19 protein-coding genes and 1 tRNA gene are annotated in these 18,108 nt (G+C 63.6%); 5 read left to right on the forward strand and 15 right to left on the reverse strand.

Translation table 11 applies throughout. From position 1 onward, the window contains the following. Positions 1–50: 50 nt before the first annotated feature. From IF809_RS10445 to IF809_RS10465, 5 genes are read right to left on the reverse strand one after another with little or no spacing between them, the layout of a single operon-like run. A complete protein-coding gene (locus IF809_RS10445) occupies positions 51–935 on the reverse strand; it encodes an intradiol ring-cleavage dioxygenase (protein ID WP_462837523.1) in 885 nt (294 codons plus the stop codon). 16 nt (positions 936–951) lie between these two features. Continuing rightward, positions 952–1,854: an NAD(P)-dependent oxidoreductase gene (locus IF809_RS10450; RefSeq protein WP_462837524.1), complete on the reverse strand. Its 903-nt coding sequence runs from the start codon at positions 1,852–1,854 to the stop codon at positions 952–954. Between the two features lie 19 nt (positions 1,855–1,873). Continuing rightward, complete coding sequence (locus IF809_RS10455; protein WP_462837525.1) at positions 1,874–3,250, reverse strand: amidohydrolase family protein; 1,377 nt, start codon at positions 3,248–3,250, stop codon at positions 1,874–1,876. Positions 3,251–3,255: 5 nt separating this feature from the next. Beyond that, positions 3,256–4,338 carry a maleylacetate reductase gene (locus tag IF809_RS10460; protein ID WP_462837526.1) on the reverse strand — a complete coding sequence of 361 codons (1,083 nt, stop codon included), beginning with the start codon at positions 4,336–4,338 and terminating at the stop codon, positions 3,256–3,258. Then, a complete protein-coding gene (locus IF809_RS10465) occupies positions 4,335–4,658 on the reverse strand; it encodes a Dabb family protein (RefSeq protein ID WP_462837576.1) in 324 nt (107 codons plus the stop codon). The genes IF809_RS10460 and IF809_RS10465 overlap by 4 nt, the downstream gene beginning before the upstream one ends. A 107-nt stretch (positions 4,659–4,765) precedes the next feature. Here IF809_RS10465 and IF809_RS10470 point away from each other — a divergent pair, with 107 nt between their 5' ends. Together IF809_RS10470 and IF809_RS10475 are read left to right on the forward strand one after the other, a co-directional pair. Continuing rightward, positions 4,766–5,686: a LysR family transcriptional regulator gene (locus IF809_RS10470; RefSeq protein WP_128966334.1), complete on the forward strand. Its 921-nt coding sequence runs from the start codon at positions 4,766–4,768 to the stop codon at positions 5,684–5,686. 167 nt (positions 5,687–5,853) lie between these two features. Next, a complete protein-coding gene (locus IF809_RS10475; RefSeq protein ID WP_462837527.1) occupies positions 5,854–6,003 on the forward strand; it encodes a hypothetical protein in 150 nt (49 codons plus the stop codon). A gap of 102 nt (positions 6,004–6,105) precedes the next feature. On the opposite strand, the gene IF809_RS10480 is transcribed toward IF809_RS10475, so the two are convergent. Together IF809_RS10480 and IF809_RS10485 are read right to left on the reverse strand one after the other, a co-directional pair. Further along, positions 6,106–6,345, reverse strand: a complete 240-nt coding sequence (locus IF809_RS10480) for a hypothetical protein (RefSeq protein WP_462837528.1) — start codon at positions 6,343–6,345, stop codon at positions 6,106–6,108. A 79-nt stretch (positions 6,346–6,424) separates the two neighbouring features. Continuing rightward, on the reverse strand, positions 6,425–6,595 hold the full coding sequence (locus IF809_RS10485; protein ID WP_164933852.1) for a hypothetical protein: 171 nt from the start codon (positions 6,593–6,595) through the stop codon (positions 6,425–6,427). Between the two features lie 282 nt (positions 6,596–6,877). Between IF809_RS10485 and IF809_RS10490 the strand changes: the two genes are divergently transcribed. Next, positions 6,878–7,546: a hypothetical protein gene (locus IF809_RS10490; RefSeq protein ID WP_462837529.1), complete on the forward strand. Its 669-nt coding sequence runs from the start codon at positions 6,878–6,880 to the stop codon at positions 7,544–7,546. A 120-nt stretch (positions 7,547–7,666) separates the two neighbouring features. Here the strand turns inward: IF809_RS10490 and IF809_RS10495 are convergent, their stop codons facing one another. Further along, a complete protein-coding gene (locus tag IF809_RS10495) occupies positions 7,667–7,894 on the reverse strand; it encodes a hypothetical protein (protein ID WP_462837530.1) in 228 nt (75 codons plus the stop codon). A 465-nt stretch (positions 7,895–8,359) separates the two neighbouring features. On the opposite strand from IF809_RS10495, the gene IF809_RS10500 reads away from it, so the two are divergent. Next, positions 8,360–9,325 (forward strand): IS481 family transposase, encoded by a 966-nt coding sequence (locus tag IF809_RS10500; protein WP_462837531.1) that lies wholly within the window; start codon positions 8,360–8,362, stop codon positions 9,323–9,325. A gap of 7 nt (positions 9,326–9,332) precedes the next feature. Here the strand turns inward: IF809_RS10500 and IF809_RS10505 are convergent, their stop codons facing one another. The 5 genes from IF809_RS10505 to IF809_RS10525 all read right to left on the reverse strand — a co-directional run bounded on the left by IF809_RS10505 (position 9,333) and on the right by IF809_RS10525 (position 14,235). Further along, complete coding sequence (locus IF809_RS10505) at positions 9,333–9,494, reverse strand: hypothetical protein (protein WP_462837532.1); 162 nt, start codon at positions 9,492–9,494, stop codon at positions 9,333–9,335. Between the two features lie 204 nt (positions 9,495–9,698). After that, the gene (locus IF809_RS10510) at positions 9,699–10,124 is read right to left on the reverse strand and encodes a hypothetical protein (RefSeq protein ID WP_462837533.1); all 426 of its coding nucleotides are present in this window, start codon (positions 10,122–10,124) and stop codon (positions 9,699–9,701) included. Between the two features lie 227 nt (positions 10,125–10,351). Next, positions 10,352–10,427: transfer RNA gene (locus tag IF809_RS10515), tRNA-Lys, on the reverse strand. 332 nt (positions 10,428–10,759) lie between these two features. Next, a complete protein-coding gene (locus IF809_RS10520; protein WP_462837534.1) occupies positions 10,760–13,426 on the reverse strand; it encodes a glycosyltransferase in 2,667 nt (888 codons plus the stop codon). A 212-nt stretch (positions 13,427–13,638) separates the two neighbouring features. Continuing rightward, positions 13,639–14,235 carry a beta-1-3, beta-1-6-glucan biosynthesis protein gene (locus tag IF809_RS10525; protein ID WP_462837535.1) on the reverse strand — a complete coding sequence of 199 codons (597 nt, stop codon included), beginning with the start codon at positions 14,233–14,235 and terminating at the stop codon, positions 13,639–13,641. Between the two features lie 329 nt (positions 14,236–14,564). On the opposite strand from IF809_RS10525, the gene IF809_RS10530 reads away from it, so the two are divergent. Then, the gene (locus tag IF809_RS10530; RefSeq protein WP_462837577.1) at positions 14,565–16,124 is read left to right on the forward strand and encodes a glycoside hydrolase family 17 protein; all 1,560 of its coding nucleotides are present in this window, start codon (positions 14,565–14,567) and stop codon (positions 16,122–16,124) included. Here IF809_RS10530 and IF809_RS10535 read toward each other — a convergent pair. Both IF809_RS10535 and IF809_RS10540 read right to left on the reverse strand, forming a co-directional pair. Next, positions 16,084–16,464: a hypothetical protein gene (locus IF809_RS10535; protein WP_462837536.1), complete on the reverse strand. Its 381-nt coding sequence runs from the start codon at positions 16,462–16,464 to the stop codon at positions 16,084–16,086. The two genes, IF809_RS10530 and IF809_RS10535, sit on opposite strands and share 41 nt — an antisense overlap. 90 nt (positions 16,465–16,554) lie before the next feature. Continuing rightward, a complete protein-coding gene (locus tag IF809_RS10540) occupies positions 16,555–17,952 on the reverse strand; it encodes a hypothetical protein (RefSeq protein WP_462837537.1) in 1,398 nt (465 codons plus the stop codon). Positions 17,953–18,108: the final 156 nt, after the last annotated feature.

Here is an 18,108-nt window from a genome sequence, read left to right on the forward strand (position 1 = left end):
TATCCGTCTTCGTTGCGGACTGTTGTCAGCCCGTCAATTCTACGTCCGGCTTACGCTGCCTGCGCGCTGCTTGCGGCCTGCTTCAGGCCGAAATCGTAGGTGAGGTGATAGTAGGCGTTGTCCACCATGCGACCGTCAGGCGCACGGCCAGGCGGGCAGCGCACGAAATCGTGGATCAGGCTGTCCTTGACGCCGAACACCACGTCGCTGTCCAGATATTTGTCGCCGGCGACGAACACATGCGTGACGAGCTGCTCGAAGCCCGGCGCGGAGATCATGAAATGCACATGAGCCGGACGCCAGGGATGGCGGCCCTGCGCCTCCAGCATCTCGCCGACCGGACCGTCATGCGGGATCGGATAGGCCGCCGGCTTGATCGACCAGAAGTGGAAGCGGCCGTTGGCGTCGGTGTGGAAGCGCGCGCGCATTGCGAGCTCGCCGATCTCGTCGAGCTGCTGCACGTCGTAATAGCCGTCATTGTCGGAATGCCAGACATCGACCACGGCGCCGGCGAGCGGCTTGCCGTCGGCGGTCGAGACCGACCCGGTGACGATCATGGGATCGCCCTCCAAGGGGCCTGAGATGTCGTCGCCGTTCTGCTTCTCGGGCGCGGCCTGGACGAAGAATGGCCCGAGCACGGTGGTCTCGGTCGCGCCATCAGGCACGGGATGGTTGATCGCATCGACCAGCATGGAAACGCCGAGCGTGTCCGACAAAAGGATGAATTCCTGCCGCTTGTCGTCGCACATGTGGCCGGTGCGGGTCAGGAAGTCGATGCCGTATTCCCATTCCTTCTGGGTCGGCCGGATTTCGCGCACGAAGGCGTGGAGGTGACGTACCAGGGCTTCGCTGACCTGCTTGATGCGGGGATCGGTGGCCCCGGCGATGCGTTCGAGCACGGCGTCGGTGATGTTGGTCTCGCTGAAATTTCGCAAATTGGCCTCCCGTCGATCAGAGTTTGGGCTCACCGAGACCGGACAGCCGTTCGAGATGCTTCACGGTCGCGATGAAATCGGTCTCGCCTTCGCCCTGCGCGACGAGCGCGCCATAGGTCTCACGTACTTGCGCTGCAAGCTGCAGCGGCACGCCGACGGCATGGCCGGCGCCCAGGATGAGATCGAGGTCCTTGGCCATCTGCTTGCAGGAGAAGCTTGAGACGAAGTCGCGGCTGCGCAGCGGTGCGGTCTTGTACTTCACCATGGGTGAGGCGACGGCGCTCTCGTCCAGTACCTTCAGAATGTCCTGCCAGCCGATGCCGCCCTTGCGCGCTAGCGCCAGGCTTTCCGCCATCATGGCAGCCGAGACTGCGATCATGAGGTTGACCGCAAGCTTTGCGTAGCGTGCTTCCTCGTTCGGGCCGAGAAAGGTCTGCGCACGGGTGAAGCTCGCAAACAGAGGCTTGGCATTTTCGAACGCGTCCTTGGGGCCGGACACAAAGCAGCTCAGCGCGCCCGTGTGCACGATGCTGGCATTGCCGGAGACCGGAGCCCGCAGATAGGCGACGCCGCGTGCGTGCGTAGCGGCATTGACCTCCGCCGAGGCCTCTGCGCTGACCGTGCTGGTCTCGATCAGCACCGCCTTGGGCGCCATCGCGCCGACCAGCCCGGCCGGGCCGAGCATCACCGCGCGCAAGGCGGCATCGTCGGGCAGCGAGGTGATGACCAGAGGGCGGCCGTCGACCGCCTCCGTGGACGAGCTTGCGACGGCGATGCCCTGTTCGCGCGCCTCCTTCAGGCGGGCCGCGCTCTGATCGAAAGCAGTGACGGCATAACCGGCCTTGGCGACGAGTTGCGACATTGGCAGGCCCATCTTGCCGATGCCGATGAAAGCGACCTGTTTGCTTGTATCAGTCATTGTTCTTGTCCGTTGGCCGCTATGGCGCGGCATGCCCTTGTCGTTCGATGTCTCGCACCAGCCGCCGGCCGGATTGCGCCAGCAGCCGCTTCTTCGCCTCAAGCCCATCCACCAGCAGTTTCCCCTTCCGCTTCTTCCAGGTGCCTCCAATCATGACAGCCTCTATATTCGCAAGGCTCGTCTGCATCACCACGGTGGCGACGGGATCGTGGACCGGAAAGAGATTGAGGTCGTCAGCATTGATGACGACGAGATCGGCGAGTTTGCCCGGCGTCAGCGAGCCGATCTGGCTCTCTCGGCCGAGCATGCGCGCGCCTTCGGTCGTGACCCAGGCGAGCGCCTCGCGCGCCGGGATCGTCGTCGTCGCGGGGATCGTCCCCTCGTTCTTGCGCGTTTCCGCATTGTCGAGCGCACGCTGCATCGACAGCGCGACGCGAGCTGCTGAAAAGAGATCGCCGGCCAGCACGGATTCCAGGTCGATGCCGATGGTCGGGCGCATCCCTCGCCTGAGCAACCGTCCGGTGATTGGAAAGCCGTGGCCCTGGATCATCTCGTTCTCGGGCGTGACCGAGAAGGTGACGCCGAGATCGATCAGCTTCTGCAGAAGATCATCGGGAAGATCATTGCCATGGACGATATTGACGTTGGATCCGACGAGCCCAGCCTCGATCAGCTTCTCCCAGCCGCCCGGCGTCTTTGCGGGGCCGCCGCCCTGATGCATCGAGGCGATCAGGCCGAGCTCCCGCGCCAGGCGAAAATCATGCATGGACACGTCGAGCGTCGAATAATGCGGGCCGAGAACGGCAAGTCCGAGCGTGACGAGGCCATTGCGGTCGGCGAGGGGGCCGGCCAGCAGTCGCTCGACCTCGCGGCGGGGATGCGGCACCTCCGAGAAGTGCGGTTCGCCCGGCTTCGGCTCAGGCTTCGGCGAGCCGTGGAAGAAGGCGGCGCGGATGCCGCTATCGATGAGCCCGCGCACGGCGGCATCGGTATGAGCTGGTGTCGGATTGTTGTGGCACCAATCGACCAGCGTGGTGGCGCCGCAATTGATCTGGTTCAGCGCGCCGACGAGCGTGGCGATGTAGATGTCATCAGGCGTGAACAGGGTCGCGAGCCCGGCATGCATGCGGCGGAAATATTCCAGCAGTGTCCAGTTCGCCGCAAAGCCGCGCAAGCCCGTCTGCCAGGTGTGCATATGCGCGTTGATGAGCCCCGGGATGACGATGCGCCCGCGCCCGTCGATAATCTCGGCGTCCGCCGCGCCGCTGCCAAGATCGATGCCTGGACGCACCTCGGCAATCCGCCCGTTCTCTACCAGTACATCGCCATCCGTGAGATGGCCGATGCGATCGTCCATGCTGATGATAGTTGCCGACTGGATGAGGGTACGCTTCATCGTGGTCACGCCGCAGCTCTGGTGGCGGCGACCGGCGGTTCGCCGGCCCAGGCCCGCGCGATGAGGTCGCGGATGGCGGCGCGCTCGAGCGGTCGCGGATTCCAGTATGCGTTGGTTACGGCGAGGTCGGCCGCCTTGTCGATGCCGCTCTCGGGCATGCCGATGTCACGCAGCGCGACTTTCGCGCCCAGTCGTTTGGCGAGATCGAAAAGGCCCCGCGACGCACCGGTCGCACCGATGGCGCGCGCGATCCGCGCCATCGCTTCTGGCACCGCGGGCGCGTTGTAGGCCAGCGCATGCGGCAGCACGATCGTGTGCGTCTCCGCATGCGGCAGATCGAACGTGCCGCCGAGCGTGTGACAGAGCTTGTGATGCAGGGCCATGCCGACGGTGCCGAGGCACACGCCGCACAGCCAGGCGCCGTAAAGGGCCTCGCTGCGCGCGGCGCGATCGTCGGGCTTGGCCGCGATCGCGGGCAGGGCACGCGCCAGTGCGCGGATGCCTTCCTCGGCCATGAGCGACGTGACAGGGTTGGTGTCGCGCGCATAAAGCGCTTCCACCGCATGCGCGATGGCGTTGATGCCTGACGTGGCAGTGAGGCCCACCGGCAGCGTCATCGTCAGGTCGACGTCATAGATCACGGTCTCTGGCAGCACAGCGACGTCACGCACCGTGGTCTTCAGCCCGTTCTCGGTCTGGCCGAGGATCGGGGTCATCTCCGAGCCGGCATAGGTCGTGGGAATGCAGAGCTGGTTGACACCGGTGCGTAAGGCCAGCGCCTTGCCAAGGCCGGTCGTCGAGCCGCCGCCGAGCGCAACCACGCAGTCGGCTTCGCAGGCCTTCATCGCCGCGATCGCGCGCTCGGTCACCTCGACCGGCGTGTGCATCGTCGCGCCGGCGAAGAGGCCGGCATAGAGCGGGCCGAGTGCGGCGCCGAGCGCCTTGCCCTGCGCTTCCTGCTGCGGCGTCGTCAGCACCAGCGCGCGCTTGCCATTGAGGCGCTCGATCTCGATTTTGGCCGCGCCCAGAGTTCCGCTGCCGAACACGACGCGGCAGGGCAGGTTTTCAAAGGTGAACGAACCGATCATGCGCCGGTCTCTTTGACGGGATAATCGACCTGGAAACGTCCGATGCGCAAGTCGCCGAGCTGCTCCCTGACACGCAGATGCTCCGGATGGGTGGCGTAGGCCTTGAGGGCGTTGCTGTCGGTAAACTCGGAGACGAGGACAACGTCGCAGGCATAGTCGACATCACTGATGTCCTCGCCGACCTCGATATGGGTGAGACCATCGATCCGGCCCTTGAGGCCTTCGAACAAGGTCTTGACCTTGGTGCGGGCCGCCGAGCGCTCCGCGGCCGTCTCGCCGCGCAGCCGCCACATCACGATGTGCTTGATCGGACCCGACATTTCCCTGAATTCCTCGCCTGCAATCTTGTTTGTTGCGGCCATTTTGCCTTGCAGAAAGCGGAAATAAAGGTCAAAAATCGTAAGTCTCTTTTCCGGTATAAGGAAGAATGGATCGGCTTCTCCAGCTTGAGGTGTTCTCCAGGACGGCTGAGCTTGGCAGCCTTTCCAAGGCCGCCGAGCTCTTGCGGATGTCGAATGCCGCTGCGAGCCGGCATCTCAGCGCGCTGGAGGAGCGGCTCGCGGTCCGTCTGATTGAGCGCAACACCCGCCGTCAGTGGCTGACCGAGGCCGGGCAGGAGCTCTTGCAACGTTGCAGCACGCTCTTGAACGAGCTGGCCGAGGCCGAGGATGCCGTCAGCGATCGCGCGCTCTCGCCCAAGGGCATGCTGCGCGTCACGAGCTCGCTGTCATTTGCGATGATCTACATGGCGCCGATGCTGCCGGCGTTTCGCAGGCTCTATCCGAAGCTCGACGTCCAGATCATCGCCGCCAACCGCTATCCCGACTTCATCGAGGCTGGCATCGACGTCGCGATCCGTACGCGCGAGCAGGAGCCTGACTCCAACATCATCATCCGCCGCATAGGGCAGATGCGCCGTGTGCTGGCAGCCGCGCCGTCCTATCTCGCGGCGCGCGGTATCCCCGAACATCCCGCCGATCTCGCGCGCCATGACATGCTGGTCTACAACCTCGCCAACGATCCATATTCATTGCGGCTGAGCAAGGGCAGCACGACGCAAACCGTGCGCATCGCGCCGACGCTCGACAGCAATGACGGCCAGATCATCTGCGGCGCCGCCCGCGCTGGGCTCGGCATCCTGATCCAGCCGCTCTACATCGTTCAGGGCGACATAAAGGCCGGCAAGCTCGTGCCTGTATTGACGGACTGGGAATTGCCGCTGCTCACGATGAACGTGGCCTACCAGAACCGCGTCCGGTTGCCGGCCAAGATCAGGGTATTCTCGGATTTTCTGGTCGAGCACATCCGCGCTCATTCCGACGCCGGAATCTGGATCGAAGCGACCTGAGCGGTGGGGCGCTACTCGGTTCGGCCCTGGACCCGCGCACGACTGATCGACGATCGTGACCTCGGCGCCGCACGCTCTTCCTGTGGAGCAGCAAGCTTCGCCGCTTCAGCCTCGCGCAGCTCTTTCCGGACTTGCCGCGCGCTTCGCATCGCGCGCTTGATGAAGGGATGCTGCGCGTCGTCTGCGAAGAACAGCACCACCTCGCAACAAGGACACTGTCTGGAATAGCCGTCCTGCAACCGTCCCGCGCGATCGCGAAACATCGTTTTGCAGCGCGTGCACTGGATCTGGACGGAATTCATGACGCCGACAAATGATCATTGGAAATCGGCGGCCACGGTGAGCCGAATGTCTGAAGAAAGCCTCAACGCCGGTTGCGGGCCTGATCGCACGCACTGCGTGCAGGTGCGCGGGGGCCCCTATTGTTTGGCGGCCATGGCTTCCAGGCAACGATTCAGATAGGCGGTCCGATCTCGCGGCAGCACCTTTTCGAGGTCCGCTTTCAGGGCGCATTCGCGCTGACGGATCTGCTCGGCGCGGCGTTTTTCGGCTGCGTCCCGGTATTCGGGTGCAACCTTGCTGGGATCGACCAGAGCCTGGGTTCGGGCGGGCCCGCCGGCAAGCAGCGCGATGGCTGCAATGAAAAAAGCCTGTTTCAAATGAGCCTCCTGAAAAGGCTCATCCTAGCGCCCGGTTGCGGGCGGCTCAACGATGCGTTCGGTGGAAGCGGATCGGGCGCTAGGCTGCCTGCTCCTCGAAAGAGGTGTAGACCCGGCCATTGGGATCAACGATCTGAACGTCGCGGCACCCGTCTTGGATCAGTTCCCTGGCCTTCTTGAGGGCAGCGGCAAGCGATTCCCGCTTGAGGTTGACGACGCCTGCCGTGTCGAAACCGGTGATTTCAAACATGCCGCTCCTCCTGTTTTGGTGAATCCTACACCTTTCTCACGCGCTGTCTCGTGGCTTTTTCGCGCAGGGGTATGGAGCAGGGGACAGATGCAGCGCCGCGGGCACCGTCGTCCGGCCCCGTAATCGGCCGGAGTGGCCGGGCAGGCACGCCGGCCGCGTCGCTAACGTGGAATTAATCCGAAATGCTCACAATTTGAGGCAGTTGTGTAAGTGAGTGCTGCGTAAAGGAGGCGTCGCGAAGACGTTCCGGCGACGGCCTCCTTTTGCTCGCTCATGAGGTCAATGCAGATGGCCACGACGTCCGACACCCTGTGCTTTGCCGAACACCTCGATGCCGCAGCACTTGCCGCCGCAGCGTCCGAAACCGAGCCCGAAGCGGCGGAAGCTCCAGCACCTGCCAGGCAGTCCAGCCGAAAATCGGTCCTTGTATTCTCGGTATGTGCCTTGGCCATCAACGGCGCGGCGGCCATTTATACTTCGCCGTTTGATCTTCCATCGCCTGCCATCAGCAGCTTGGCTGCGCTGTTTCCGTACCAGGAAAACTCCTCGCCGAAACCGGATCCCGTCGTCGCCGCCCTCAGGGAGATCCAGTCGGCCCAGCAGCAGCAGGCCGCTGCGCTGCAAGAGATCAATGCCTCCTTGCAGCAGAACACGGCTCTGCGGCAGCAGGATTCAACGGTCCTCGTCTCTCTCCGGCAGAGCATTACGGACGAACGGAGCGATGTGAAGAGGATATCGCCGCAGCTTTCGACGCTGATCGCCAAGATCGACTCGCTGCAAAGTGCGATGACCTCGGACCTCACGTCGTCCATCCGCAGGGCGCATGCGCGCTATGGATTGCCCGCAGCGTTGCGCAAGCGGATGCTTCGCGAGCCGAAATCCGTTGGGCCGGTTTCGATTGGCGGGGCCCCGCTGAGTGCGCCGGCGACCGTGCCAGCCCCGGAAAGCTGAAGGCACTTCTAGCCAAACGCTGCGAGATGTCCGCGTGAGCGCGGAGCGGATCGCTGTCGCGCTCTCCGCTCCGCATTTGAAGGAACAGACCGGCCTTGCAGCCAGTCGGCGTTCGTGCCTCTAAGCCAGGATGAAGTTCGAATCGTGCAGTGTTCCCACGTAATTGGTCAGATGGATCTCCACATCGTTTGAATCCATCACGCCGTCTCCGTTGACGTCGACTTGAAGGGTTGCATTTCCGCCCGAATTGTCGACCCGCGCCTCCGATTGCAGGGCTCCCACCGTCCCGTCGAAACCGGCCGTGCCCCCGAAGTGAACCGGTCCGGTGAAGCCATTCGGCCCGGTCATGTTCGTGAACGTGTCAAGTTAGAAACAAAGATTAGGGAAAACTACGTACTGGAAATGAACGGGATCACGCGCTGCACCATCGCGCGGTTGCGCCCTGTCGATGTCACGACTGCTCTTGTTTTTTGCAGCAGAAGCACAGCGTCGAAGTACGATGGATCAACCCAAAAGAGAATTCGCAGTGCCAAACAGCTTTTGTTGGAGCGGCGAGCAAAATCAGGAGAAGCGGCATGAGCGTCGCGCAGCCGCATTGTTCAAAAGTGAACACAGCTGCGCTTGGCCGCGGGGCGAACTGTCCGGCTGAGTGGGGACGTGAAGTCACAGAGCGGCTTTGATGGGCGCGCTCTGGCAAGCGATGATGGGGCGGGGAGGGGCTCTCTGAGCCCGTTGTCATCGGAGAGCCCCTAGGTGTTTAGTCCCGGAGTGTGGGGGAATCAGTCAATCTGATCCCGTATTCCGGGAGGGATTATGGGACAGGTACTCCACGGCAGCGCCACGACAACGTATGCCATCCGAACTGCGATACAGCGATCGAAGGCTCCGCTCAAAGACCTAGCGGTCCAGTACGGCCTGAACCAAAAGACCGTAGCCAAGTGGCGCAAGCGCAGCTTCGTCCACGATGCGCCCATGGGGCCGAAGGCCCCACGCTCGACCGTTCTTTCGACCGAAGAGGAGGCGGTGGTCGTTGCATTTCGGCGACATACGCTCCTGCCACTGGACGACTGCCTATTTGCCTTGCAGGCCACCATTCCGCACCTGACGCGCTCCTCGCTGCATCGCTGTTTGCAGCGCCATGGCATCAGCAGGCTGCCCGACGTCGCGGGCGACAGACCGTCCAGAAAGAAGTTCGAGGCCTATCCGATCGGCTACTTCCATATCGACATCGCGGAGGTCCGCACCGAAGAAGGGAAGCTGTATCTCTTTGTGGCGGTGGACAGGCTCTCGAAGTTTGCCTTCGCGCAGCTGCACGACGTCGCTACGGTCAAGACCGCCGCGGCCTTCCTGCAGGCCTTGACCGAAGCAGTTCCCTTCAAAATCCACACCGTCCTCACCGACAATGGCGTACAGTTCTGTGATCAACCCTCACGTCGATCTGGACCGACCCCCCGTTGGCGTCTGCACATGTTTGACCGCATCTGTCGCGAGCACAACATCGAGCATCGCCACACCAAGCCCAATCACCCCTGGACCAATGGTCAGGTCGAACGGATGAATCGTACCCTCAAGGAGGCGACCGTGCGCCGCCACCACTACGAAACCCACCGGCAGTTGAGAGACCACCTAGGCGCCTTCATGGACGCTTATAACTTCGCCAAGCGGCTCAAAAGCCTTCGCGGCCTCACACCATTCGAGGCCATCTGTAAAGCATGGGCTGGCGAGCCAAGCCGCTTCAGTCGCGATCCGATCCACTTGACCTCGGGACTGAACACCTAGACGGGCTCTATGCTTTCGCTTGGCGAGCAGGCTCGCGAGCCTCGATCGCTTTACGCAGATCCTCGGCCACGACCAGCAAAGCATCTCGCTCCATCGGCAACGTGGTGATCGCAGCGGACTCGCGACAAACACGCTCCAGCCTGCGGAATTCCCGAATCTCGCGGTTCAATGTTTCCCCCATCCCCTGAGGCAACACCGGGGCGGATTTTCAGAATTGATTAGGAGGAATGCCGAAAGTTCCCGCATTATCAAATGTTATGTGAGCTACGGATTCGGACTAATATCGTGATTCAGCCATGCGAGCGGCCCTGCATAATGAACGGGCCGTCGGTTCACGCCGGCGCGCAGCCCGGACAAAGGGCCCGGCTTCGATTCAATGCGAGTTGACCAGGTTGTCGGCAACCGTTTCAGGCTCGCCTTGCCGCACAACGACCCAATATTTGCGTCCATTTCGGTTCGGGTCGCTGTTGTCGCGGCTGGAGAAAACGATGCCCTGATCGGACCAAATCGCGAAATTGCCGCCACCTTTGCTGATGCGCAGGAATTCGGAAACGCGGCGCAGCGGTGACTGTTCCTCGTAGACAATCAAATCGGATTGCTGTGGAAGCAAAGCCTTCTCACCTGGCAATAAATTAGCTCGATAGGCAGAACCGCCGAGCGGCTCATACGGTCGGAGCAGGATCACAGCAATCTTGCCCGCAGGGCTGGGGTCTTCAAATGACCTAGTTGAATATATCGCGGCAGGAACATAAAGCGCGAGGACAACGGCGACCCAACTCAACGCATACTTGAGGCTCATCGGGCCCCCCGGACGTCTAGAGTGCCTTTGGTGGCAAGCCTCGTCGCCCGAAGAATGGCGAATAGCGTTGAGGTCTGCTCAAGCGCCCATAAACGCGCGAGCTCGCGGTGGGTTCCGATCGGTCTCGGAAGCCGCGTCGGAAAACTTCGTATCGGCGCTCGATCCGAGGAGCCCGATCGCCGGTTCTTCTTCAGGCTCGTAATTTCGCTTAAGGCATTGATCCGGCTTGGTGAGCGCGCTGGGGCTCGAACCCAGGACCCCGTGATTAAAAGTCACGTGCTCTACCGGCTGAGCTACGCGCTCCCATGGCCGCTGATGGCTTTGTTGTCGATCGCCATCGTCTTCGGACATTCGAGAAGCATGTCTTGCCGCTACGCTTCGGCTTGCGTCGCAGGGAAAACCGGCTGTTTCCGGATCATGCTTTCGGCCCGCGCTGTGTAGGGGGATGGGGCGCTGAGGTCAATAGCGGGCGCGGTTGCCGCAGATCGTGGCAGGGCCCGGGATTTGTCCGCCGTAGCCGGCACTTAGCGGGAGAATTTAAACTCGATTGACGTGGTTCATCCACGCCGAAGAGTGATCGGCCTGTGAAACGCCGGCTCGCGGAGCCGCGTGGCCGGACCCGAGGCCGGCCCGGATCAGTTCGCCTCCCGCCGCACCTCGCTCGGCACCGGCTGGGCATTGCCCGGTGTCGGCAGCGCGACCGGGCGCAAGCCGATCAGCTCTGCGGTGCGGATGGCGCTGTCGCGCCAGAACTGGAACGAGTTGATGCGGCTGAGCTCGAGGATGGCGATGGCGACTGCGGCGAGGAACGGCAGGCTCTGCAGCACCAGGACGCCCGCGAAGATATAGATCTCGGTGATCTGCCGGAAGCTGTTCGAGGCGATCAGCACGCCGGCGCCGACCAGGAGCAGGGTGCCGATCACCGCCTCCCAGAACGCCTGGAATTCGATCGACATCCGGGACAGACCGCCCTTCGAGGTGCGTGCGAACGCGATGTGCTCGGTGATCAGCCCTTGCGCCACCGCGCGCGACACCGTCCATTGCACGCTCATCGCGGCGATCATGGCGCCCAGCATCTGGCCGGGCTTGATCGCAACGCGGGCGCGATACATCGACAGGAAATGCGCAAGCGAGACGACGAAGGCGCCGATGATCGGCAGCGTCAGAATCTTGTCCGGGATGGCGATATCGGCGAACGCGACGATCGGCACCCAGACGAGGTTGAGCAGCGCCACGACCACGCCGAGGCTCTCGGCCCCGAGCCAGTTCAGCCAGCCGAGCCCGTATTCGCGCTTCTGGTCTGGGGTAAGTCGGCTCGCGCCCGGCAGGAAGCGGCGCCAGTGCTTTTTGACGATCTGCAGTCCGCCATAGGCCCAGCGGTGACGCTGTTTCTTGAAGGCCTCGTAGGTGTCGGGGAGCAGGCCAGCGCCGTAGCGGTGATTGGTGTAATGGGTGGTCCAGCCGAGCTCCTGGATCGCAAGGCCGAGGTCCGAGTCCTCGCAGATCGTGTCGGATGACCAGCCGCCGGCCATGTCCATCGCGGCGCGGCGGATCAGGCACATCGTGCCGTGCACAATGACGGCGTTGAGCTCGTTACGCTGGACCATGCCGATGTCGAAGAAGCCGGCATATTCGCCGTTCATGATGTAGTGCATGATCGACAGGTCGCCGTCGCGATGTTCCTGCGGCGCCTGCACCAGGCCGACGCTGGGATCGGCGAAAGCAGGCACGAGGTCCTTCAGCCAGTCGGGCTCGACGACATAGTCGGCATCGAGGATGCCGATGATCTCGGCGTCGACAGCGGTGCGGTCCATCGCGATGCGCAGCGCGCCGGCCTTGAAGCCCTGCACCTTCTCGGCGTTGATGAACTTGAAGCGTTCGCCGAGCGCGCGGCAATGGTCCTGGATCGGCTGCCAGAACGCGGGGTCCGGCGTGTTGTTGATGATGACCACGCATTCGTAGTTCGGATAGTCGAGCCGCGACAGCGCATCGAGCGTCTGCTTCAGCATCTCGACCGGCTCGAAATATGCCGGGATATGGATGGAGACCTTGGGGTAGTAATCGTCAGGCACGTTCGGGATCGGCTTGCCCTTGGAAAGCAGGCGCTGCGGCGGCCGGCCGAAGGCGACGGCCGCGATCTCGTCGATGCGCGCCATCGCGATAAGGACAAGGGGAACAAGAAGGATCATGCCGAGCGTCAGCGCGAAGGCCGAGCCGAAGATGAAATAGTGGCTGTTCCAGAACGCGAACACGGTCGCCGCCCAGGCACCGACGCCGTTGGCGGTCGCCGACAGCAGGAAGGCCTGCTTCGCGGTGGGCTTTTCAAGCCGCAGGATCGGCAGCGAGAGGAGGATGCCGACCAGCAGTGCGATCGCCATCAGCTTCCAGTAATCGGGGTTCTCGACCGGACCGGTCCAGGCGAATTTCGGCTCGCGACTGGCGTTGAGGATGCCCCAGTAAGGACCGACGCCGCCTTCGAAATACTTCCAGGGCTGATCGATCGCCTCGACGATGTTGTACTCCATGCCGAGCGCTTCGGCGCGGCTGACGAAGTTGCGCAAGGTCAGCGCCTGCTGGAACGGACCCGGGTCGGCGTTGCGCAGATTGTAGCCCTGGCTTGGCCAGCCGAACTCGGCGATCACGATGCGCTTGCCCGGGAACAGGTTGCGCAACAGGTTGTAGCGGTCGACGGCTTGGTCGACCGCCTGGTCCGAGCGGAAATTTTCCCAGTAGGGCAGCACGTGGGCGGCGATGAAGTCGACGTTGGAGGCAAGGTCCGGATTGTCGCGCCAGATGTTCCAGATTTCGCCGGTGGTGACTGGCACGCGGACGGCGCCCTTCACCTTCTTGATCATCTCGATGAGGTCTTCGACCTTCTGCTCGCCGCGATAGATCACTTCGTTGCCGACGACGACGCCGTTGACATTGCTGTTCTTGCGGGCGAGCTCGATCGCGGCCTTGATCTCGCGCTCGTTGCGATCAGGGTCCTTGTCGATCCAGGCGCCGACGGTAACCTTGAGGCCGAACTCGGCCGCGATCGGCGGCACCAGTTCCACACCGCCCGTCGACGAATAGAGGCGGATCGCGCGCGTCATCGTCGACAGCGTCTTCAGGTCCGAGCGGATTTTTTCGATGGTCGGGATGTTGTCGATATCGGGATGGGCCGAGCCTTCGAACGGCGCATAGGAAACGCTCGGCAACAGGCCCTTGAAGTCCGGCGCGGGCTCCTTGTCGCGCAGGACTCCCCAGATGCCGGCGTGGAGCACGGACACGAGCAACAGAACGGCGGCGACAACGCGCATCGCGGCTAAACCAAAAGGGGCTGAGGGGGCAGGGAAGCGGATCCGACCCCGAGATCCGACCAAGTCCGCGGCAAATGGAGCATACCTCTGCCGCGCGGTTTCACAACTGTCATGGCCTCATGTCCTTATGAGGGCATGGCATTTTGCAAGCGTGGCAGTGCCAACCGTCTCTATTGCCGATCGTTCCTGAACGGAGGCTGAAACGATCGAGACTATTTCTGGGGCGCGGGCGACGGGCTTGCCGCCGGGGCCGGGCTCGCGACCGGCTGCGGGGCCTGCGCATTGCCTGACGCCGGCGCCGTCGGCTGGGAAGCCGCGGCCGCGGCCTGCTGCGGCTGGGCGGCCGGATTGATCCAGCACGCGTGCACGCGGCTATCGAGGGTCTCGGCGACCTTGGGGTCGATCTGGGCACCGAAGCGGGTCAGGCAGCGGAACGCGGCCTGGATGTGGCCGCCCGGGCAGCCGAAGCGGTCATAGAGGTCGAGATGGCGGAACGCGGTATCGAGGTCATCCCGCCACATCAGTCGCACCACGCGCCGGCCGAGCCACACGCATTCAGGATTGCCCGCCGGGCCGTTGATGGCCTGGGCGGCTTCGGCGAATTCATCGGTGCGGCGCTGGTTCTGGGCGGTCGCTTCCTTGGCGGCGTCAGCGGGCTGGGCCGCGGCCTTGCCCTGATCGGGAGCCGGGGTGCCGCTCTGGGCGGAGGCGCCGCCGAGGCTGGCGAGCAGCACAAGGGAGGAGACGGCCAAGGCGGCGGCGAACTGCCGCAGGACCGCATTTCGTGACTCGAACACCCGTCGCCGCATGAATTCCCCAATTTCTCAATGTCCGCCCGCGGAAAGGGACCTCGCGGACGCGTCGGTGATGGCGTCCAAATGGGTCTCCAATGCGGCGGAAATGCCCTGCGGAATGCCATGACCTGTATTTGGATTTTTGTCCAGCAAAGTCACCATTCTCCGGCGCGGTCGAAGGGCGGCAGGTTAATTCGCCGGCAAGATGGTGGGGGCGAGCGTCGCGCCCCCTTGGCAGACGGCGTACGAGCAGGTAATCGACGGCTCCTTCGCGGAGGACGGAACCAATTTCTCTTCGTACGCCATTGGCGCTCCTGCTCGTCTCCCTGGGTGCAATTGCTGCCGTGTGGTGGTGGCTGGCCACGCCGATCACGCTTGCACGTGCGCCCATCGATCCCAACGACAAGGTTCAATGCGTCTCCTATGCGCCGTTCCGCGGCGAGCAGACGCCGCTGGACCCATCGACCCACATCGAGGCCGACCAGATTGAGCAGGATCTGCGCCAGCTCAAAGTAATCACGGACTGCGTGCGCACCTATTCGATCGAGAACGGGCTCGACCAGCTGCCGGCGGTCGCCACCAAGGTCGGCGGGCTGAAGGTGATCCAGGGCATCTGGCTCGGCAGCAACCGCGCCAAAAATTTTGCCCAAGTGTCGACGGCGGTCCGCCTCACCAAGGAATTTCCCGACACCATCTCCGCCCTCGTCGTCGGCAACGAGGTGCTGCTGCGCGGAGAGATGACGACGCAGGATCTGATCGCGATCATCCGTTCGGTGAAGGCCCAGGTCGCCGTCCCCGTGACCTATGCCGATGTCTGGGAATATTGGCTGAAGAACCGCGAGGTCTATGACGCGGTCGACTTCGTCACGATTCACATCCTGCCTTATTGGGAGGACATGCCGGTGAAGGCGAAATTCGCCTCTGCCCATGTCGAGGCGATCCGCGAGCGCATGGCGGTGGCGTTTCCCGGAAAGGAGATCCTGATCGGCGAGACCGGCTGGCCGAGCGAAGGCCGCATGCGCGAGAGTGCGCTGCCGTCCCGAACCAACCAGGCGCGCGTGGTGTCGGAGATCCTTGCGCTGGCGAAGGCGCAGAAGTTTCGGGTCAACCTGATCGAGGCCTATGACCAGCCCTGGAAGCGGCGGCTCGAAGGCACCGTCGGCGGCTATTGGGGGCTGCTCGATTCCGTGCGGCGCCAGTTGAAATATCCGCCCGGCGAGCCGATCACCAACTTCCCGCTCTGGAAATGGTACATGGGATTAGGCATGGGCCTCAGCGTGCTGGTGTTCGTGGTGGCCGGCATCACGCTGCGCCGCCGTCCCTGGACGCCGCGCTTCTCGGCCTGGCTCGGTGTCGGCATCTCGGCGACATCAGCGGGCATCCTGCTGGGGATCGCCGCCGACAAGATGTACTACGAGAGCTACGGCTGGGGCGGCTGGCTGCAATGGGGCGCGCTGCTGCTCGCCGGCATCCTTTCGCCGATCTTCTGCGCGCAGGCGCTCGTCATCGGCCGAAGTCTTCCCACCTTCCTCGACCTGCTCGGCCCGCGCGAGGGCCGGAAATGGTCGAAGCTCTCCGCCGTGCTTTGCCTGACCCTGGCGGTGACGGCGGTGATCGCGGCCGAGACCGCGCTCGGCTTCGTGTTCGATCCGCGCTACCGCGACTTCCCCTATGCCTCGCTGACGATGGCCGTGGTGCCGTTCGCGCTGTTGATGCTGAATCGTCCCCAGATCGGCCTGCGCCCGATCGCGGAAGCGGTGTTCGCGGGGCTGCTGGCGCTGTCGGCGGCCTACGTGATCTTGAACGAAGGCCGCGACAATTGGCAGGCGATGTGGAGCTGCGCGATCTACTTGCTGTTCGCGCTCACGCTGTGGCGGGCGCGGGCCGAGCAAAGCCAAGGATGAGCAGCCCGATCGCAAGGCCCGACAGCACGATGTTGTAGAGCACGATGCCGAGGCCGGCTGCGATCACGCCAAGCGTGAGCAGCACGATCGAGGGCCGCATCAAGTTCAGCATCGCGATGACCAGCGCGACGATGCCGAAAACGGAATTCTTGAACAGCGACGTCGACACCGAGCGCGCCTTGCAGATCATCGTCTGCAAGCCGGCATCGCAAGCCAGCGCCACCTGCGAGAATTCGATCGCGAGATAGCGCACATAGAGCGCCCAGCCGACGGTGGCGAAACCGACGACGATGAGAAACTGCACCTGATAGGGCGTAAGGCGGAACGGCTTTTTTGTCATGTCGGCAATATGGTCGGGAAGGGGGGAAGGAGCAACCGGCAAAGTCGATTTTCTGACCCCGCCAACCGTCACGGGCCGCTGGCGGTTGCCCTATCGCCTGAAGAATGACGATATCGTCGAACTCGCCGAGGCCGTCTCGGGCTTGGGGGCGGCCGCCGGCGGTGGTGCCGCAGGTGCCGGTGCGGGCTCCTCGCGCTTCGACGAGCGCTTGGAAGAGTAGCTGTGGCGTCGCTGCGGCTTCTCGGGTTTTGTGCTCGGCACGGGCGCGGTTTCGGCTTGCGGTGCCGCGTCCGGAGTCTTCTCCGTGTTCTTCTCCTGAACACGGTCCTGAGATTTTTCTTGCCCCTTCTCCGATCCGCCGCGCATCGACAGGCGCTGGCCGTCGAACACCGTCGTCTCGCAATGGCGATCGCTCTCGGCGAGACCCGCGCAGAGCTTGGCGGCGGCGGCAGCGTTGATCAGCGGACCGGCGCCGAGGCGGAGCTGCATGCCGAGACCTGTGTTGCCTTCCTTGATCATGATGATCGGCCGGAGCGCGGCGATCTCCGGATTGGATTTGGACAGGCCACGCCAGAGCGCGCGCAGGCCGTCGATCGAATTTGCACCGCCGAGGTCGATCGCAAAGCGCGTCTGCTGGACGGGAATCGCAGGCGGTTCAGCCTCAGCGGAGTCCGCCGGCTTCGCCGGCACCGCAGCAACTTCGGCCGGGGCGGGCGGCGGCTCGGGCTTCTTCTCCGTCGCCTTGTCGGTCGATTCAGGCTGAATCAGCTTCGATGCGGCTGGATCGGGCGGCGCCATGATCGACTTCGACGGCACCAGCGGAAGAATCGGCAGCGCCGACGTCGTCACCGGCGACTGCGCAACGAGCGATGCTGCAGCAGCGGTCTGCGGCGGCGGGCCTGACGGAGCTTTGGCAGCCTCTTTCGAATTGTCTTTCGCGTTTTCCTTGGTCTCCTTGCCGGCCGTTGTACGCGGCCTGTCGACCAACGAAGCGGCGGTGGAGGCAACCGGCGCGACTTCAGGCACGGGAGCCGAGGGCTGAGTGGCCGCGAGGGGGGGGTCCTGCGGCTTCGACTCGGCCGTCTGTGGCGATGTCGCGGTCTGCTTTGCGATGGTGCCGGTGACGGAATCAAGCCCTTGCTCGAGCACGGTGACGCGCGCATAGAGCCGGTCGCGATCTGCGTTCAGCGTTTCGATGGCAGAGGTGAGCCGGCGCGCTTCGAGCTGGCTTTCCTTGGTCAGCTGCTGGAGCCTGTCAGCTTGGCGGGCGAGATCGGCGGAGGCGGCCTGGTCGCGCCGCCAGCCGAGCTGGGCTTGGTTGGCCATCACGGCCACCACCACGGCGCCGACCGCGGCCACGCCCCACGAGCCCAGCCGCCACAGCAAGCGTCGATCGAACGAGCCTTCCTCGGCCAAAAGTCCGGAGAACAGCCCGCCGGTCTCCTTGTCGCCGAAGGCATCCGCCAGTGGGTCGGAATCCTTTGCCATGAACCTTGAGTGCCCAGCCCTGTCTGGCTTCCCCGAATCAATCAAGGAACATTAACAGGAAAACCCGCGCGCACTTGAATTCCGGGCGTTTGCGGGGGTAGCAAGGCGACAGGTCGGGCGATACTGCCCCGCCGCCCGCCGGTGCGACGATCGATT

Source organism: Bradyrhizobium sp. UFLA06-24, assembly GCF_054967145.1.

Coding starts and splice junctions, on each gene's coding strand:
- IF809_RS10450 (WP_462837524.1), bottom strand. CDS start 1,854: ATGACTGATACAAGCAAACAGGTCGCTTTCATCGGCATCGGCAAGATG.
- IF809_RS10455 (WP_462837525.1), bottom strand. CDS start 3,250: ATGAAGCGTACCCTCATCCAGTCGGCAACTATCATCAGCATGGACGAT.
- IF809_RS10460 (WP_462837526.1), bottom strand. CDS start 4,338: ATGATCGGTTCGTTCACCTTTGAAAACCTGCCCTGCCGCGTCGTGTTC.
- IF809_RS10465 (WP_462837576.1), bottom strand. CDS start 4,658: ATGTCGGGTCCGATCAAGCACATCGTGATGTGGCGGCTGCGCGGCGAG.
- IF809_RS10470 (WP_128966334.1), top strand. CDS start 4,766: ATGGATCGGCTTCTCCAGCTTGAGGTGTTCTCCAGGACGGCTGAGCTT.
- IF809_RS10475 (WP_462837527.1), top strand. CDS start 5,854: ATGCTGCGCGTCGTCTGCGAAGAACAGCACCACCTCGCAACAAGGACA.
- IF809_RS10485 (WP_164933852.1), bottom strand. CDS start 6,595: ATGTTTGAAATCACCGGTTTCGACACGGCAGGCGTCGTCAACCTCAAG.
- IF809_RS10490 (WP_462837529.1), top strand. CDS start 6,878: ATGCAGATGGCCACGACGTCCGACACCCTGTGCTTTGCCGAACACCTC.
- IF809_RS10495 (WP_462837530.1), bottom strand. CDS start 7,894: ATGACCGGGCCGAATGGCTTCACCGGACCGGTTCACTTCGGGGGCACG.
- IF809_RS10500 (WP_462837531.1), top strand. CDS start 8,360: ATGGGACAGGTACTCCACGGCAGCGCCACGACAACGTATGCCATCCGA.
- IF809_RS10510 (WP_462837533.1), bottom strand. CDS start 10,124: ATGAGCCTCAAGTATGCGTTGAGTTGGGTCGCCGTTGTCCTCGCGCTT.
- IF809_RS10520 (WP_462837534.1), bottom strand. CDS start 13,426: ATGCGCGTTGTCGCCGCCGTTCTGTTGCTCGTGTCCGTGCTCCACGCC.
- IF809_RS10525 (WP_462837535.1), bottom strand. CDS start 14,235: ATGCGGCGACGGGTGTTCGAGTCACGAAATGCGGTCCTGCGGCAGTTC.
- IF809_RS10535 (WP_462837536.1), bottom strand. CDS start 16,464: ATGACAAAAAAGCCGTTCCGCCTTACGCCCTATCAGGTGCAGTTTCTC.
- IF809_RS10540 (WP_462837537.1), bottom strand. CDS start 17,952: ATGGCAAAGGATTCCGACCCACTGGCGGATGCCTTCGGCGACAAGGAG.